This window comes from Hymenobacter rubidus (genome assembly GCF_016734815.1).
GTDB lineage: Bacteria > Bacteroidota > Bacteroidia > Cytophagales > Hymenobacteraceae > Hymenobacter > Hymenobacter rubidus.
Map to the genome: position 1 here is coordinate 38,808 of NZ_JAERQF010000036.1, position 16,722 is coordinate 55,529.

A 16,722-nucleotide genomic window follows, 5' to 3' on the forward strand; every position below is an offset into this window, starting at 1 on the left:
TCGTACATGAAAGCACGCTTTTTGCCTTTGCTGCTGACAACCGTGCTGCTGGGCGCCGGCCCCTCGATGGCACCGACACCTGCTGCCCCGCAGGCGCAGCCCGAGCGCTTGGGTAGGGGAGTGGTGGCTCTGCCAGCCAGCCAGGGCTTTGGCGCATTCATCAGCTGGCGCTTGCTGGCTTCCGACCCTGCCAACGCTGCCTTTAACATTTACCGTTTGGGCCGAGATGGCAAGCCGTTTAAACTGAACAAAGAGCCCATCACGACCAAAACCAATTGGCAGGACGAATACGATAAAGTGGCAGGTGCTCCCTTCACCTACACGGTCGAATTAATTGGGTCTAAAGCCGCTCCCGACCCTTCGGCCATCGCCAAAGCCTGGGCAGACGGCTACCTGCGCCTGCCGCTGCAGCCGCCGCCTGGCGGCACCGTGAGCAGCGGTTCCGAAACCAGCCCCTACACCTACACCGCCAACGACGCCAGCACCGCCGACCTCGACGGCGACGGCCAGTACGAAATTGTGCTGAAGTGGGAGCCCACCAACGCCCGCGACAACGGCTCCAGCGGCATCACCGGCCCCGTCATTCTCGATGCGTACAAGCTGGACGGCACCCGCCTGTGGCGCATCAACTTGGGCAAAAATATCCGGGCCGGCGCACACTACACCCAGTTCATGGTGTACGACCTCGACGGCGACAGCAAGGCCGAAGTGGCCTGCAAAACCGCCGACGGCACCGTGGATGGACAGGGGAAAACCCTCGGCGACGCCAGCAAAGACTACCGCTCCCTCACCGTGCCAACGGATGGCGTGCCCGTGCCCGGCCCGCGCGACAGCAAGTACGGCCGCATCCTGGCTGGGCCGGAATACTTCACGGTTTTTGATGGCCGGACCGGCGCGGCCCTGGCCAGCACGCCCTACCTGCCCGCCCGGGGCGAGCTGGGCGGTTGGGGCGGCATCGGCGGCAACGGCGGCAACGACAGCTATGGCAACCGCGTGGACCGCATGCTGGCTTGCGTGGCCTACCTCGACGGCCAGCGACCCAGCGTGGTGATGTGCCGCGGCTACTACGGCCGCACCGTGCTGGCCGCCTGGGACTGGCGCGGCGGCCAGCTCACCTCGCGCTGGGTATTCGACTCGAAAGACGCTCAAAACCCCTTCTCCGGCATGGGCAACCACGGTCTGAGCGTGAACGACGTGGACGGCGACGGCAAAGACGAAATCGTGTACGGCTCGATGGTGGTCGACGACAACGGCACGGGTTTGTTCAGCACCGGCCTGCGCCACGGCGACGCCCTCCACGTGTCGGACCTCGACCCCAGCCTGCCCGGCCTCGAAGCCTGGGGCGTGCACGAAAACGAGGAGAAGGTGCCCGGCCACGAAAACGGCCCCGGCGCCGCCCTCTACGCCGCCGGCACCGGTAAAATCCTCGTCTCGAAGCTGCCCGGCGAGGACGTGGGCCGCGGCATGGCGGCCGACATCGACCCGCGCCACCCCGGCGCCGAGCTGTGGGTGAGCAACCCCGAGCTGTGCCTGCTCACCTGCAAGGGTGAAAGAATCGGCCCGTCGCCGCGCTCCGTCAATTTCGGCTTGTGGTGGGACGGCGACCTGCTGCGCGAGCTGCTGAACGACACCCGCGTGGAAAAGTGGGACTACCAGGCCGGCCAACTCAATAAGCTGCTCGAAGGCAAGGATTTCGGCGCTGCCTCCTGCAACGGCACCAAAGCCACGCCCTGCCTCAGCGCCGACCTGCTGGGCGACTGGCGCGAGGAAGTGGTGTGGCGCACCGCCGACAACACGGCCCTGCTCATCTTCAGCACCACCATCCCGACCACGCACCGCCTCGTAACCTTGATGCAGGACCGCGCCTACCGCCTCGGCGTAGCCCGCGAAAACGTGGGCTACAACCAGCCCCCGCACCCTGGCTTTTTCCTGGGCGAAGGCATGAAGAACCTGTAGCGTGGACTTTTAGTCCGCGCCGGAACAGCGCCGCTTGATACAGGCGCGGACTAAAAGTCCACGCTACAGCGCAGGTAAGTGCAGGACGCCGCCAGCCGCATTTAACCGAACATTTGACAACCAAAAGCCTCCTTTTTCACCCGAAAACGACTTAATGAATAGATTCCTCCTAGTGGCCTGCCACATGGCTACCGCAGTAATTTTACTCGGCAGTTTCCCGGCGCTGGCCCAGCGCGTCACCACGCCCTTCGATGCCGACTGGCGCTTTCTGAAAGCCGATGCCAAAGGCGCCGAAGCCCCCGCCTTCGCCGATGCCAAGTGGCGAACGCTGAACGTACCGCACGACTGGAGCATCGAAGGTCCCTATGACCAGGCCAACCCCACCAGCCGCGGCGGCGGCTACCTGCCGGCCGGCATCGGCTGGTACCGGAAAACCTTTACGCTGCCCGCTACCGACGCCCAGCGCCGCGTCCGCATCGAGTTTGATGGCGTGATGGCCAACAGCGAGGTCTGGATAAACGGCGTGTCGCTGGGCCAGCGGCCCTACGGCTACAGCAGCTTTAGCTACGACCTGACTAAGCACCTGAAATTCGGCAAGGGCCAAACCAACGTGCTGGCCGTGCGCGCCGACAACTCGGTGCAGCCGGCCTCGCGCTATTACACTGGCGCGGGCATCTACCGGCACGTGCGGCTGGTGAGCACCGCTCCCGTGCATTTTGGCGAAGGCGGCGTGTACGTTACTACATCGGACATCAACCACGAGACGGCGAAGGTGAATGTGACGGCTGATGTAATCAATCAATCGGCCACCAGCAGCGAGTTTGTGCTGCAAACCACCATCACCTACGGCAACCGGACCTATGGACCTTTTGAAGCCAAGAGTACCGTAGCAGCGGGAAAATCTGCCGAAATAAGTTTGCCGGCCTCCATCAACCGGTCAATCCTGCTGTGGTCGCCCGATAGTCCCAATATGTATAAGGCCGTGACGACGTTGCGGCAAGGCAACGCCGTGCTCGATGAGGTGACGACGCCATTCGGCGTGCGCGATGCCAAATTCGATGCCGCCAAAGGCTTTATTCTGAACGGCGTTTCACTGAAAATAAAGGGCGCTTGCCTGCACCACGACGCAGGCGGCCTGGGTGCCGCCGTGCCCCTCGACGGCTGGCGCCACCGCCTAGAGCTGCTGAAGCAGGCCGGCGTGAACGGCATCCGCACGGCCCACAACCCCGTGGCGCCGGAGTTTCTGGACCTGTGCGACCAGATGGGTTTCCTGGTGATGGACGAGACGTTTGACACTTGGACGGCGGCCAAAAACAACGGCGAGCAGGGCTACAACCGCTTTTTTACCAAATGGTGGGAGGCCGACACGCGCAGCATGGTGCTGCGCGACCGCAACCACCCGAGCATCGTGATATACAGCGTGGGCAACGAAATCCACGACAACCTGAACAACCCCGAGGGTTTTCAGAAATACAAGATGCAGCAGGACCTCATCCACCAGCTCGACCCCACGCGGCCCGTCACGATGGCGCTGTTTCGGCCCGGCCAGAGCAAGGTATACGAGAACGGCTTCGTGGAAACGATGGACGTGGTGGGCCAGAACTACCGCGAAAACGAGCTGGTAGCTGCCCACCAGGCCAAGCCCGAGCGCAAGGTCATTGGCACCGAAAACGGCCACACGCTCACCGCTTGGCTGGCCCTGCGTGACAACCAGTTCATGGCCGGACAGTTCCTGTGGGCCGGCTTCGACTACCTGGGCGAAAATGACTGGCCTGCCACCACCTCCGACCTCGGCCTGTTCGACCGCGTGGGCGGCTGGAAACCCATTGCCTACCAGCGCCAGAGCTGGTGGAGCGATAAGCCCGTGGTGCACCTCGTGCGCAAGGAAGGTAACGCCGGCGCCGGCCCTTGGGTGGCCAACTGGACGCCCACCGACTTCGATACCTACGATGATGGCAAAGTGGAAGCCTACAGCAACGCCGACGAAGTGGAACTGTTCCTCAACGGCCAGTCCCTGGGCAGCAAGCCCAAGCCTGCCAACGACGCCCCCCGTGCCTGGGACGTGACTTTCGCCAAAGGCACCCTGCGCGCCGTGGCCCGCAACAAAGGCCAGGAAGTAGCCACCGATGAGCTGAAAACCGCCGGCCCGCCCGCTCGCATCATCCTCACCACCAGCCGCCCCAAGCTGGGCGCCGCCTGGGACGACGCCGCTTACATCACCGCCCGCGTGGTGGATGCCAACGGCGTCCTCTGCCCCAATGCCGATAACCAAATCACCTTCACCATGACCGGTCCGGCCGTGCTGGCGGCCGTCGACAACGGCAACGTGGCCAGCCACGAGGGCTACCAGGCCAACCAGCGCAAAGCCTACCAAGGTCAGTGCATCGCCATCGTGAAGGCGAAATCGGCCGGTCCTGGCATCACCGTGAAGGCCTCCGCGCCGGGCCTGACCGAGGGCACCGTGACGATGGAAACGACGAAGTAGGCACAGCAATTGAATAGACACAAAAAGCCTGTCATGCCGAGCGCAGCCGAGGCATCTCGCGTGCCGAAGTAATCAAAACCGTTGGGCCGATTGGATTGCGTTGCGCACGCGAGATGCCTCGGCTGCGCCCAGCATGACGGGCCACTAGATTAGTCAAACTATGAAAACGAAAACCCTACTCGCCCTTTCGGCGCTTTTCCTGCTGCTGGCCAGCTTCCACAAGCCCAGCCCGCCGCCCACGCTGTTCCTCATCGGCGACTCGACGGTGAACAACTCTAACAAGCCGCAGATGGGCTGGGGCAACGTCATCAGTACGTATTTCGACACCACCAGAATCAAGATTCGCAACAACGCCAAGGCCGGCCGCAGCACCCGCACCTTCATCACCGAAGGCCGGTGGAAAACGACCATCGACGCCATTCGGCCCGGCGATTTCCTCATCATGCAGTTCGGCCACAACGAGGGCAGCGTGCCCGACACCAGCAAGGCCGGCCGCCGCGGCGTGCTGCGCGGCACTGGCGAGGAAACCAAAAGCCTCGTGTGGCCCGACGGCCACCCCGAAACGGTGAACACCTACGGCTTCTACCTGCGCAAATTCATCCGCGAAGCCAAGGCCAAAGGCGCCACGCCGGTGGTCTGCTCCATGATTCCGCGCAACGAGTGGAAGGATGGCAAAGTCATTCGGGCCAGCAACGACTTCGGTAAATGGGCGCAGGAAGTGGCCCAGCAGGAAGGCGTGGCGTTCATTGATTTGAACGACATCACGGCTCTGAAATACGAGAAGCTGGGCCCGGACGAGGTGAAGAAGTTTTTCCCCGGCGACCACACCCACACCAACGAAGCCGGCGCCCGCCTCAACGCCGAATCGGTGGTGGATGGCATCCGGAGCCAGAAGAAGCTGGCGCTTAATAAGTACCTGAAGAAGTAAAGTCGGCCAGGAAATTTTGTCATCCTGAGCGCAGCGAAGGACCTTATCATGGTTGCAATAATTGCTGCAAATTGTTCAGCCGTGATAAGGTCCTTCGCTGCGCTCAGGATGACAGCCGGTTAAAAACACCATCTTATGAAATCCACCAAAACCACTCTCGCCTACGGCCTGGTCCTCGTGGCCTTGCTACTGGCCGGCTTCACTGCCCGCGCGCCCAAACGCAAACCCACCCTCTACCTCATCGGCGACTCGACCGTGAAAAACGGCAAGGGCAAGGGCGACGGCGGCCTCTGGGGCTGGGGCAACTACCTGCCCGCGCACTTCGATACCACCCGCATCCGCATCGAAAACGACGCCTTGGGTGGCACCAGCAGCCGCACTTTCCAAAGCAAGGGCTTGTGGGAGGCCGTGCGCGCCAAGCTCCAGCCCGGCGACTTCGTCATCATGCAGTTCGGCCACAACGACGACGGCCCGCTGGCCGACACCGCCCGCGCCCGCGGCACCATTAAAAGCAACGGCGAGGAAAGCCAGGAAATCTACAACCCCCTCACCAAGCAGCAGGAAGTGGTGCACAGCTACGGCTGGTATTTGCGCAAAGTCATCAGCGAAACCAAGGCCAAAGGCGCTACGCCAGTGGTCTGCTCGCTGGTGCCGCGCAACGGCTGGAAGGACGGCAAAGTGAACCGCGCCACCACCGGCTACACCCAGTGGGCCGCCGAAGCCGCCAAGCAGGGCGGCGCGTACTTTATCGATTTGAATAAGCTGGTGGCTGATAAGTACGACCGCGAAGGCGAAAACAAAGTGGGCACCGTCTATTTCACCTCGAAGGACCACACCCACACCATCGAAGCCGGCGCGCAGCTGAATGCAGCCACCGTGGCAGAGGGCATCAAGGCCACTAAGGGGCTGGGGCTGCGGAATTATCTGCTTAAGAGGTAACAACCTGCTCCGTGCGGCTTTGGGTAGCCGATGCAAAACAGCATAGTGAATGTTTTCTAGCGCCTCTGAAGCCCTGCGTTGAGGGTTGCGCAGGAGGTTGTATGGGAACAGCACAGTTCAGCGGCCCGGCAGTGGTAGCGCTGATGCGCAGGGGGCAGCAGCGCAGGTAGGGAAATTACAAAGACGCGGGAATTGCTGCAAACGATTGGGGGCGAAGCGAATGTTTACATGAGGTGCTTTCTTCAGGCCGAAGCAATCCACTAAGATAGGCAAAAAATTCGTTTTTTATTCCCCTATCAGCCAGCTACCTTTGTTTTTTGAATCCCTAACTGCATCCGCCTGCGCCCTTCGTGAAAAAGAATTTTCTGTTGTTAATTCCGGCCCTGGCGGTGTTGGGTGTTGCTACGCAATGTCAATCTAGTAAGCCGGTTACCTCTGCCACAGTTGCGGCCCCCGCACCGGCTGTCGCAACTGTTCCTGCGGCTCCGAAAGAATACCGTTACGAATCAGTACCCGGCGACCCACTGGCTGTACGCATCTACCACTTGGATAACGGCCTAACCGTTTATCTTTCAGATTATAAGGACGCTCCGCGCATTCAGACCTATCTGGCTGTGCGCGCCGGCTCGAAGAACGACCCCGCCACCGCCACCGGCCTCGCGCACTACCTGGAGCACATGGTGTTCAAGGGCACTTCGCAGCTCGGCACGCAGGACTGGGCCAAGGAAAAAGTGGAGCTGGACAAGATTGAGGCGCTCTACGAAGTGTACCGCGGCCAGCGCAACGACCCCGCCGCCCGCAAGCGCACCTACCACCAGATTGACTCCATCTCCGGCGTGGCCGCCCGCTACGCCGTGCCGAACGAGTACGACAAGGTGATGGGCGCCATCGGCGCGAAAGGTTCCAATGCCCATACCTCGAACGAAGAAACGGTGTACCAGGAAGACATCCCCAGCAACCAACTGGAGAAGTGGGCCGCCATTCAGGCCGAGCGCCTGCGCGAAATGGTGCCGCGCCTGTTCCACACCGAGCTGGAGGCCGTGTACGAGGAGAAAAACCGCGGGCTCGATTCCGACTTCAACAAGGAGTTTGAGGCGCTTAACGGTGCGCTCTACCCCACGCACCCCTACGGCACGCAGACGACCATCGGCACGATTGAGCACCTGCAAAACCCGTCCATCACCGAGATTAAGAAGTATTTCGGCCAGTACTACGTGCCGAATAATGTGGCGCTGTGCCTGAGCGGCGACCTGGATTATGACCAGACCATTCGGCTCATCGACAAGTATTTTGGCGCCATGCCGAGCAAGCCGGTGCCGGCCTTCAACGCGCCAGTGGAAGCGCCGATTACGGCTCCCATTACCAAGGAGGTGCTCGGGCCGCAGTCGGAAAACGTGATGCTGGGCTTCCGCCTGCCGGGCAAGGCCTCGAAAGATGCCGTGCGGCTGCGCATGCTGGATAAAATCCTGACCAACGGCCAGGCCGGCCTCATCGACCTTGACCTAAACCAGCAGCAGAAGGTGCTAGAAGCCGCCTCGTTCACCGACCTCAACGACGACTATTCCACCCATGTCATCTACGGCACGCCGCGCCAGGGGCAGAAGCTGGAAGACGTGCGCGCCCTGCTGCTCGGCGAGCTGGCCAAGGTGAAAGCCGGCAACTTCCCCGACTGGCTGATTCCGGCCATCATCAACAACGAGAAGCTGACGCGCACCAAGAGCTACGAAAGCAACGAGGCCCGCGCCAGTGCCATGTACGAGGCCTTCATCGAGCGCATCGACTGGAAAGACTACTTGCAGCAGCAGGACGATTTCGGCAAAATCACGAAGGCTGAAATCGTGAAATTCGCCAACGACAACTACGGCCCGAACTTCGTGACCGTGTTCAAGCGCACCGGCACCGACCCCAACAAGGTGAAGGTGGTGAAGCCCGCCATCACGCCCGTGCCGGCCAACCGCGACGCGGCCTCGGCCTACTACAAGCAGCTCACGGCCATGCCTAGCACCGAGCTGACTCCTGTTTTCGTCGACTACAAAAAGGACATTCAAGAAACGGAAATCAAGCCCGGCCTGCCGCTGTACTACACGCACAACGCCGAAAACGGCCTGTTCAACCTGTACTACGTGTTCGACCTGGGCAACAACCAGGACCCGCGCTGGGGCCTGGCCGCCGACTACCTGCAATACCTCGGCGCGGGCCAGTACTCGGCCGCGCAGCTGCAGCAGGAGTTCTACAAGCTGGGCTGCTCATTCAGCGTGAACAGCGGGGCCGACCGCACCTTTGTCACCCTCAACGGCCTCGACGCCAACTTGGAACCGGCACTCCGACTGTTTGAGCAGCTGCTGCACGCCCCCAAGCCCGATGCCGCCGCCCTGAAAAACATGGTGGCCGGCATTCTTAAGCAGCGCCAGGATGCCAAGCTCGAAAAACGCGTGATTTTGAATCAGGCGATGGTGAACTATGTGAAGTACGGTCCGAAAAACCCATTCACAAACATCCTGAGCGAGAAAGAGCTGAAAGCGGTGAAGCCTGAGCAACTGACGAGTCTCATTCAGAAGCTGACTTCGTATCAGCACCGGGTGCTGTATTATGGCCCACGCAGATTCAACGTCAAGGTCATGTCCCAATTCAATGTCACTCCTGATGAAATTGGCAATCCTGAATTAGCGAAGGCACATCGGGCTGCAGAGGAGGAATATGACCGCCTCGACATTTTTGATGTTTTAAGGCAATTCCACCAGACGCCCGCCAAGCTCACGCCCACCCCAGCGGCTAAGGACTTCGCCGAGCAACCCCTGAAGGACAAAAAGGTCTATTGGGTCGACTACAACATGGTGCAGGCCGAAATCCTGTTCCTGACCAAGGGTGACCTGTACAGCAAGGACCTCGCGCCCACGGTGGCGCTCTACAACGAGTATTTCGGCGGCGGCATGGGCAGCATCGTGTTTCAGGATTTGCGCGAGAGCAAGGCGCTGGCCTACTCGGCCTACTCCGGCTACTCGAACGCCGACAAGCTGGGCCGCTCCAACTATAACCTGAGCTACATCGGCACCCAGAGCGACAAGCTGCCCGAAGCCATGGCCGGCATGGAAGCCCTGCTCACCGACATGCCCGTGGCCGATGCCAACCTCGAAATCGCCAAAAACGCCATCCGCAACAGCATCAGCACCGAGCGCATCACCAAGGGCAACATTCTGATGAGCTACGAGCGCGCCAAGCGCCTCGGCCTCGACTACGATATCCGCCGCGACGTGTACGCCAGCACCCAGAAAATGACTTTCGACGAGTTGAAGAAGTTTCAGCAGGCCAAGATTAAGGGCCAGAACCAGGTGATTCTGGTGATTGGCTCGAAGGACCGGCTCAATTTCAAGGAGCTGGCCAAGTACGGCCAGGTGCAGCAGCTCACGCTGAAGGAGATTTTCGGGTACTAGCACAATCCGACGATTGTCATGCTGAGCGCAGCGAAGCACCTTATCCCGCCTGCGCTCAGTTGAATTTTACTTACCACACCTGACGCGATAAGGTCCTTCGCTGCGCTCAGGATGACAGACTTACATAAACGACGATACCCACATGGCAGAGCAAAAAATCACCATTAAAAACGGCAAGCTGACCGTCCCGGACAAACCCACCATTCCCTTCATTGAGGGCGACGGGACGGGGCCGGATATTTGGCGTGCCTCCAAGCTGGTGTTCGACGCCGCGGTGGAAAAAGCCTACGGCGGCAAAAAGCAGCTGGTGTGGAAGGAAGTGCTGGCCGGCGAGAAAGCCTACAAGGCCACCAACAACTGGCTGCCCAACGAAACCCTCGACGCCTTCCGCGAATACCTCGTGGGCATCAAAGGCCCGCTGACGACGCCCGTGGGCGGCGGCATTCGTTCGCTCAACGTGGCCCTGCGCCAGGAACTGGACCTCTACGCCTGCGTGCGCCCCGTGCGCTACTACGACGGCGTGCCCTCGCCGGTGAAGCACCCGGAGCTGACCGACATGGTCATCTTCCGCGAAAACACGGAAGACATTTACGCCGGCATCGAGTACATGAACGGCACGCCCCAAGCCCAGAAAATGCTCGAATTTCTGCAGGACGAGATGGGCGTGAAGAAAATTCGTTTCCCCGATTCGTCTTCGTTCGGCATCAAGCCCGTGAGCAAGGAAGGCACCGAGCGCCTCGTGCGCGCCGCCATCAAGTACGCCCTCGAAAACAAGCTGCCCAGCGTGACCATCGTGCACAAGGGCAACATCATGAAGTTCACCGAAGGTGCCTTCAAAACCTGGGGCTACGAGCTGGCCGAAAAGGAATTTGGCCCCAAAGTCTTCACCTGGGCGCAGTACGATAAAATTGTGGCCAAACAAGGGGTGGAAGTGGCCGAGGCCCTGCAGAAGCAGGCCGTGGAGCAGGGCAAGCTCATCATTAAAGACAGCATCGCCGATGCCTTCCTGCAGCAGATTCTGCTGCGCCCCGCGGAGTACTCGGTGGTGGCCACCCTGAACCTGAACGGCGACTACGTGTCCGACGCCCTGGCGGCCATCGTGGGCGGCATCGGCATCGCGCCGGGCGCCAACATCAACTACCTCACCGGCCACGCCATCTTCGAAGCCACCCACGGCACGGCCCCCAAATACGCCAACCAGGACAAGGTGAACCCCGGCTCGGTCATCCTCTCCGGCGTGATGATGCTGGAGTACATGGGCTGGAAAGAAGCCGCTGCCCTCATCAACAAAGGCCTCGAAGCCGCCATCGCCAGCAAGCGCGTCACCTACGACTTCGAACGCCAGATGGAAGGCGCCACTCTGCTCAAAACCAGCGAATTCGGCCAGGAGATTATCAAGAATATGTAGTAGCTTGGCTGCTGCCTAAGCAACAAGAAAAACCCCCGCGTCGGCTGCAAGGCTGGCGCGGGGGTTTGCAGTTATGAGAGTTACTATCTATTTCATTTTTCTTTTTTGCTGCATTCTCGGAATTTATGCGCTTAATCGCGCTGATTCGGGAATAACTGAATGTGCAGAGTACGGATTGCAAAAAGATGCTCACTATAAAGGCATCGTTAGTAAGAAATGGAACGACCCTTCACAGCACGGTTATCCGATGCTTCGTATTGTGCTTGATGGCGAATTAAAAGGATTCACCAGAGACTTAAATTTTCGGGATGATACTGGCAAATTCTACAAATTTATTGAAGTTGGAGATTCCGTGAAAAAGAAGCAAGGAGAATTGAAAGTAGCCATTAGAAGAAATAGTAGGGCATATATAATTCATTTGCAGCCTGCCTGTGATTAATTGTGGCCATTATCAAACTACAACCGTTGCGGGAATTTCTAGAAGCGTAACACGTTCATCCATGCCCGTCATCCTCCGCGTCGGCCCCTACCGCTTCTTTTTCTACAGTAACGAATCGAACGAACCGCCGCATATTCATGTGCGGGCCGCCGGAAACGAAGCCAAGTTCTGGCTTGTTCCTATTGAACTAGCCGCTAACCACGGCTTCAGCAACCCGGAACTCAACTCCGTCGCTAAACTGATTCAGGAATACCAACCCACATTTTTGCAAGCCTGGAATGATTACTTCGCCTAACGAGCGGCCGTCGCTCACGCATTCGTACCGCCCCACTACGGCCCTGGCCCAGGCCGTGACCTTCGACGATATTACCATGCACGTCCAACTCACCGACGGGCGCACCGTGAGCGTGCCGTTGCTGTGGTTCCCAAGGCTGCAAGCGGCCCGGCCGGAGCAGCGGCTCCAAGTCGAGATTGGTGGCGGGGGCCGGGGGCTGCACTGGGATGAGCTGAACGAAGACTTATCAGTGGCCGGGCTGCTGGCGGGCGGCGACCAGCGAGCGGCGTAATCCCGGCACCTTTGCCGCCCGCCGCGTAGTTTAGTATAGCACTCTCAAGCCCCATCCCGCTATGACAACCATTGAAGCCATTGTACACGACTTACAGCAAGTGCCGCCAGAGCATCTGGACAAAGTGTATCAGTTGGTGCAGGAGTTGAAAGCCGAAGCCAACCGCAAGCTGCTGGCCGAAACCCTGCGCCTGCTGCAAGGCACCGACGACCTGCCGGCCGAAACCTGGGCCGAAATAGACGCCTACCAGCGGCAGCTACGGGCCGAGCTGTTCACGCGGCCCAACCCCTTCCTTGCCGATGAAGCCGACGCTGCTTGATACCGACACCATGTCGCACTTCGTGCGCCGCCAGCCTTCGGTAGTTGACCACGCCAAGCGGTATATTTTGGAACACGGGCAGTTGCAGTTGAGCATCATCACCTACTACGAGTCGCCGAGCGGCCTGCTCTACAAAGATGCCCGGCAGCAGATGGGGCAATTCGAAGCCCTGGCCCGCCTGCACCGGGTAATTCCCCTGACGGTTGAATCGGTCAATTATTCCGCCCGCATCGAAGCCGATTTGCGTAGCCGGGGCCTGAGCATCGGCGCTACTGATACCCTCATTGCCGGCGTGGCCTAGCCAATAACCTCGTATTAGCCACAAGTAATACCCGGCATTTCGAACGCATTGAGGGGCTGCAATTAGCCAACTGGATGCAATAACCAAAAAGGGCACCCACGCCAAGCGGGTGCCCTTTTTCATGCCTAATTCAAAAGCCTAGCCCGGCTGCTGGCCACCCGCCGGAGCATTACTACCCTGCTTCTTGCGCACCTGATGGCGCACGTTGCGCAAGGTGTAGTCCTTGAGCCGAACCTTGTCGGTGGTTTTGCAGCAGCTATTCTCCTGGCTTTAGCCGCTGAAACGCATTGTTCAGCACCTCGGCCCAGGTGGGGTGGGCCAAAATCATGTCCTCTAATTCCTGGTAACGCAGCCGGCCCGCCATGGCCAGCTGGAACATGGTCATGATTTCGCCGCCCTGCTCGCAGAACACGGCCGCGCCCAGCAGCCGGTCGTCTTCGCCCACCAGCACTTCCACAAAGCCGTCGGTTTCGCCCGTCTGCACGGCCCTCCCGATGGTGCGGGCCGGCAGCCGGCTCACGCGGTAGGGGATGCCCTTTTCCCTGGCCTGATTCTTCGAGAGGCCGATGCGGCCCAGCTGCGGCTCGGTGAATACCACATAGGGGAGGGGCCGGTGCTCGGTAGTACGATGGCCGGAGTGCAGCAGCGCGTCGCGCACAATGCGGTAGTCGTCGTAGCTGATGTGGGTGAACTGCGGGCCGCCCTTCACGTCGCCCAGCGCATACACGCCGCGCGTACCGGTTTGCAGGTGCTCGTTCACTTTAATGTAGCCGTCTTCATCCAGCTTGATGCCAGTATGCTCGAAGCCCATGTTTTGGGTATTGGGCTCACGGCCCACGGCTACCAGCAGGTGGCTGCCGCGCAGGCGGCGCTCGCCGTCCTTGGTAGTCACGGTGAGGGTGATGCTGCCGTCAGCGGCGCGGCTCACGCGGCGGGTTTCGGCGCTGAGCACCAGTTCTACGCCGGCTTCGGTGAGCAGTTCTTCCAGCGGGTGGCTCACGTCGGGGTCTTCGCGCGACATCAGGCGGGGCTTGCTGTCGATGACCGTGACGCGGGTGCCCAGGCGGCGGAACATCTGGCTGAACTCGACCCCGATGTAGCTGCCGCCCATGATGAGCAGGTGCTCGGGCTGTTCCTTCAGGTTCAGCAGCAGCGAATCGCTGGTGAGGTAGCCGCTGTCAGCCAAGCCTTCGATGTCGGGCACGGCGGCGCTGGTGCCGGTATTGATGAAGATGAGCGGGGCCGTGAGCTGTTGCTCGCCGCCACCCGCCAGCGCCACCTGCAATGTGTGTGGGGCCGTGAACTGCGCCCGCCCCCGAATGAGCGTAATGCCGTCGCGGTCCTCCGTAAGCTTACGGTGCAGGCTGTCGCGCGAGTGCTGGCGCAGCGTATGCATGCGCTCAATCACGGCTGCGAAGTCCACCACCGGCTCGGGCGCTTTGATGCCGAGCGTGCCGGCCGTGCGCACGTGGTGGGCGCGTTGGGCCGAAGCCAGCAGGGCCTTGGTGGGTGCACAGCCGTAGTTGATGCAGGAGCCGCCCAGAAAATCACTTTCGATGAAGGCCACGCGGCGGCCGGCTTCGGCCAGCGCGTAGGCCAAGGGGGTGCCGGCCTGGCCAGCGCCAATAATAAGAGCATCAAAGGTATCGGCGGGCATGGTGTGGCGCAGTTTGGAAAGAGAACAGTCGGGTTACATACGGTTATGCTTGTCGGGGCGCCGGAACGGGGCGTAGAAAAGCAGGACGAAGTCCGGCAGAAACACGAAATTGCCGTATCAGGCGTTGCCTGGCTACTATTTGTTCTTCTGAAGCTGTTTAGAGCAGTTTCGGGGTCATTGTATAGTAGCGCGAACGGTGTAGTTCGCGTCGCCGCGCCGTTTGCCCTTTCTTCACGGCACGGGTTAACGGCGCGGAGTACGCGAACTACACCGTTCGCGCTACTACTGCCGTTGCTTCGGAATGTACACTGATACCAAAACTGCCCTAGTAATTCGCTTTTTAAAATCTGTCATCCTGAGCAGAGCGAAGGACCTTATTCCCTCGGGACTTTCACCGAACGAGTGCTGTTCAACGGTGATAAGGTCCTTCGCTCCGCTCAGGATGACACGAAGATTCATGTTCTCCATATCCTGACCCTATGAAGCACCTGCTGCGCGTAGCTTTTCTGCTCATTCTCACGGGCCTCACGGGCTGTGCCTCGCTCTACTTTCCGCCACCTCCGCACGCCCCCATGCTCACGCACCAAGGCGAATTCTACGGCTCAGTCAGCACCAACCAGCACACCAATTATGCCTTTCAGGCGGCTTATGGCCTCACCAATCACCTGGCAGTGGCCGGGACTTTCTCCTCGCTGCACCGCAAGAAAAGCGACCGCACGGAGGACATCGACTTCGGTGAAGCCAGCCTCGGCTACTTCACCCGCCTGCCCGACAAGCGCGTGCTGGAGGTGTACGTGGGCGGCGGCGGCGGCAGTACCCAGCGCCTCGAGCGCAACGAGGCCCAGATTACCACCCGCACCCTCGACGGCAGCTTGTCCAAGGTATTTGCCCAGGTGAACTACGCCCGCAAAAAGAAGCAAAACTTGCACCTGTTCAACCACGATTTTCCGCTGACCTACGGCGCGGCCCTGCGCCTGAGCTACATGCAGCTCAATAATTTCACCATCGACAAGATGCCCACGCCCGGCGAAAACAACGTGTTTTTCGAGCCCATCACCTTCACCCGCACCCAAATAGCCGGCCCTGTGCAGCTGCAGCTCATCAGCGGACAGATTTTCGGCTTCCGCAGCAACAAGTACCTGAAAGCCGCCAATTCGGTCTTTCAGGTAGGCATTGTGATTAACCTGGACAAAAACACCACGTTGGATTGAGTGGTAGAGCATGCACGTATTGTAAAATCCTTTAGAAGCGGCGTATTGGCCACTGCGGATTGGCTGATTCGATGCTGTGCGGGATTCTGCTCGTAGCGTAGCGCGGCTGTAAAGTCAGGTGTCACAACAAATTGATTTGAGGGCGACGATAGCAGCGCGTTTCTTTGGAACAACTGCCGCTCCATACCCGCTCCGCCCATGAAAAACCCGCTACCACTTGCTCCCTTGCTGCTGGCCAGCACCGCACTGCTCAGCAGCTGCGCGGCGGTATACGTGCCCACCACGCCCAGCACACCGCTTCTCGAAAAAGGCCAGGTGGAAGTAGCGGCTGGCCTCCGGACCCTGCGCTATGCCGAAGCGCAGGCCGCGTGGTCGCCCGTGGCCCACGTGCTGCTTACCGGCGAGCTAGCCACCGGCATTGGCAAAAGCGTCAGCAGCACAAGCAATGGGCAGGGCGGCACCAATACTTACGAGGACACGCATGGGCAAGGCGGCCTGGGCCTGGGCCTTTATAACTCCAGTGCGAAAAGCGGTTATCTGGCCGTGATGAGTGGCATTGGCTGGGGGCGCAGCAACTTCTTTGCCTTCGATAACTACAAGCCTGCCTCGCCTTTCTTCCCGTTTCCACTGCCCACCAGCGAGGGCGTGTACGACGCCCGCTACCGCCGGTACTACGGCCAGGTGTATTTTGCCAGCGCCGACGACGACAGCGGCCCGCGCATTGGCGGTTCTTTGCGGGCCGTCTGGCTTGACTACACCCGCCTGACGTATGCCGACGTGCCCATTGTGGCCAGTACCCACGTCTACGTGGAGCCGTCGGCTTTCTTGCGCTTCGGCCAGGGGCCCCTACGGTTCTACACCGCCATCGGACTGTCGATGCCTCTTGGCAGCGACCGGGCCAATCCCTCCGATAATCGCACGTCCTCTACCTCGTACCTGCTAAGCGCCGGCATTATTTTACGTCCTGATTTACTGATAGGGCACAAGAAATAACGCAACCCACTATGTCTCGTCCGGCTAAAGGTTGACAGGTATAAGGCCCCGTTCGGATTTTCCGGCGGGGCTTTTTGCTGGCTGATGGA

General features: G+C 60.1%; 14 protein-coding genes. 13 read left to right on the forward strand and 1 reads right to left on the reverse strand.

All coding sequences use genetic code 11. The features are described from left to right. Positions 1-6: 6 nt before the first annotated feature. The 11 genes from JKL48_RS19115 to JKL48_RS19165 all read left to right on the forward strand — a co-directional run bounded on the left by JKL48_RS19115 (position 7) and on the right by JKL48_RS19165 (position 12,772). Positions 7-1,956, forward strand: coding sequence for a rhamnogalacturonan lyase (locus JKL48_RS19115; protein WP_201986049.1), 1,950 nt, complete (start codon positions 7-9; stop codon positions 1,954-1,956). Between the two features lie 184 nt (positions 1,957-2,140). Further along, the gene (locus JKL48_RS19120) at positions 2,141-4,441 is read left to right on the forward strand and encodes a sugar-binding domain-containing protein (RefSeq protein ID WP_201986058.1); all 2,301 of its coding nucleotides are present in this window, start codon (positions 2,141-2,143) and stop codon (positions 4,439-4,441) included. 160 nt (positions 4,442-4,601) lie between these two features. Next, entirely contained in the window at positions 4,602-5,369 is a 768-nt protein-coding gene (locus tag JKL48_RS19125) for a rhamnogalacturonan acetylesterase (protein ID WP_201986067.1), read from the forward strand. 135 nt (positions 5,370-5,504) lie between these two features. Beyond that, positions 5,505-6,308, forward strand: a complete 804-nt coding sequence (locus tag JKL48_RS19130) for a rhamnogalacturonan acetylesterase (RefSeq protein WP_201986069.1) — start codon at positions 5,505-5,507, stop codon at positions 6,306-6,308. Positions 6,309-6,853: 545 nt separating this feature from the next. Further along, positions 6,854-9,739 (forward strand): M16 family metallopeptidase, encoded by a 2,886-nt coding sequence (locus JKL48_RS19135; RefSeq protein ID WP_236668916.1) that lies wholly within the window; start codon positions 6,854-6,856, stop codon positions 9,737-9,739. 142 nt (positions 9,740-9,881) lie between these two features. Beyond that, the gene (gene icd / locus JKL48_RS19140) at positions 9,882-11,147 is read left to right on the forward strand and encodes an NADP-dependent isocitrate dehydrogenase (protein ID WP_201986077.1); all 1,266 of its coding nucleotides are present in this window, start codon (positions 9,882-9,884) and stop codon (positions 11,145-11,147) included. A gap of 73 nt (positions 11,148-11,220) precedes the next feature. After that, entirely contained in the window at positions 11,221-11,586 is a 366-nt protein-coding gene (locus tag JKL48_RS19145; RefSeq protein ID WP_201986080.1) for a hypothetical protein, read from the forward strand. Positions 11,587-11,647: 61 nt separating this feature from the next. Then, entirely contained in the window at positions 11,648-11,881 is a 234-nt protein-coding gene (locus JKL48_RS19150) for a DUF4160 domain-containing protein (RefSeq protein WP_201986084.1), read from the forward strand. Beyond that, positions 11,865-12,152, forward strand: a complete 288-nt coding sequence (locus JKL48_RS19155; RefSeq protein ID WP_201986086.1) for a DUF2442 domain-containing protein — start codon at positions 11,865-11,867, stop codon at positions 12,150-12,152. The genes JKL48_RS19150 and JKL48_RS19155 overlap by 17 nt, the downstream gene beginning before the upstream one ends. Before the next feature lie 61 nt (positions 12,153-12,213). After that, positions 12,214-12,471, forward strand: a complete 258-nt coding sequence (locus JKL48_RS19160; protein WP_201986089.1) for a hypothetical protein — start codon at positions 12,214-12,216, stop codon at positions 12,469-12,471. Continuing rightward, the gene (locus tag JKL48_RS19165; protein WP_201986091.1) at positions 12,452-12,772 is read left to right on the forward strand and encodes a PIN domain-containing protein; all 321 of its coding nucleotides are present in this window, start codon (positions 12,452-12,454) and stop codon (positions 12,770-12,772) included. The genes JKL48_RS19160 and JKL48_RS19165 overlap by 20 nt, the downstream gene beginning before the upstream one ends. Before the next feature lie 256 nt (positions 12,773-13,028). Here the strand turns inward: JKL48_RS19165 and JKL48_RS19170 are convergent, their stop codons facing one another. Next, positions 13,029-14,429, reverse strand: a complete 1,401-nt coding sequence (locus JKL48_RS19170; RefSeq protein WP_201986093.1) for a mercuric reductase — start codon at positions 14,427-14,429, stop codon at positions 13,029-13,031. Positions 14,430-14,908: 479 nt separating this feature from the next. Between JKL48_RS19170 and JKL48_RS19175 the strand changes: the two genes are divergently transcribed. Together JKL48_RS19175 and JKL48_RS19180 are read left to right on the forward strand one after the other, a co-directional pair. Next, the gene (locus JKL48_RS19175) at positions 14,909-15,640 is read left to right on the forward strand and encodes a hypothetical protein (protein ID WP_201986095.1); all 732 of its coding nucleotides are present in this window, start codon (positions 14,909-14,911) and stop codon (positions 15,638-15,640) included. 198 nt (positions 15,641-15,838) lie between these two features. Next, a complete protein-coding gene (locus JKL48_RS19180; RefSeq protein ID WP_201986097.1) occupies positions 15,839-16,633 on the forward strand; it encodes a hypothetical protein in 795 nt (264 codons plus the stop codon). Positions 16,634-16,722 lie beyond the last annotated feature (89 nt).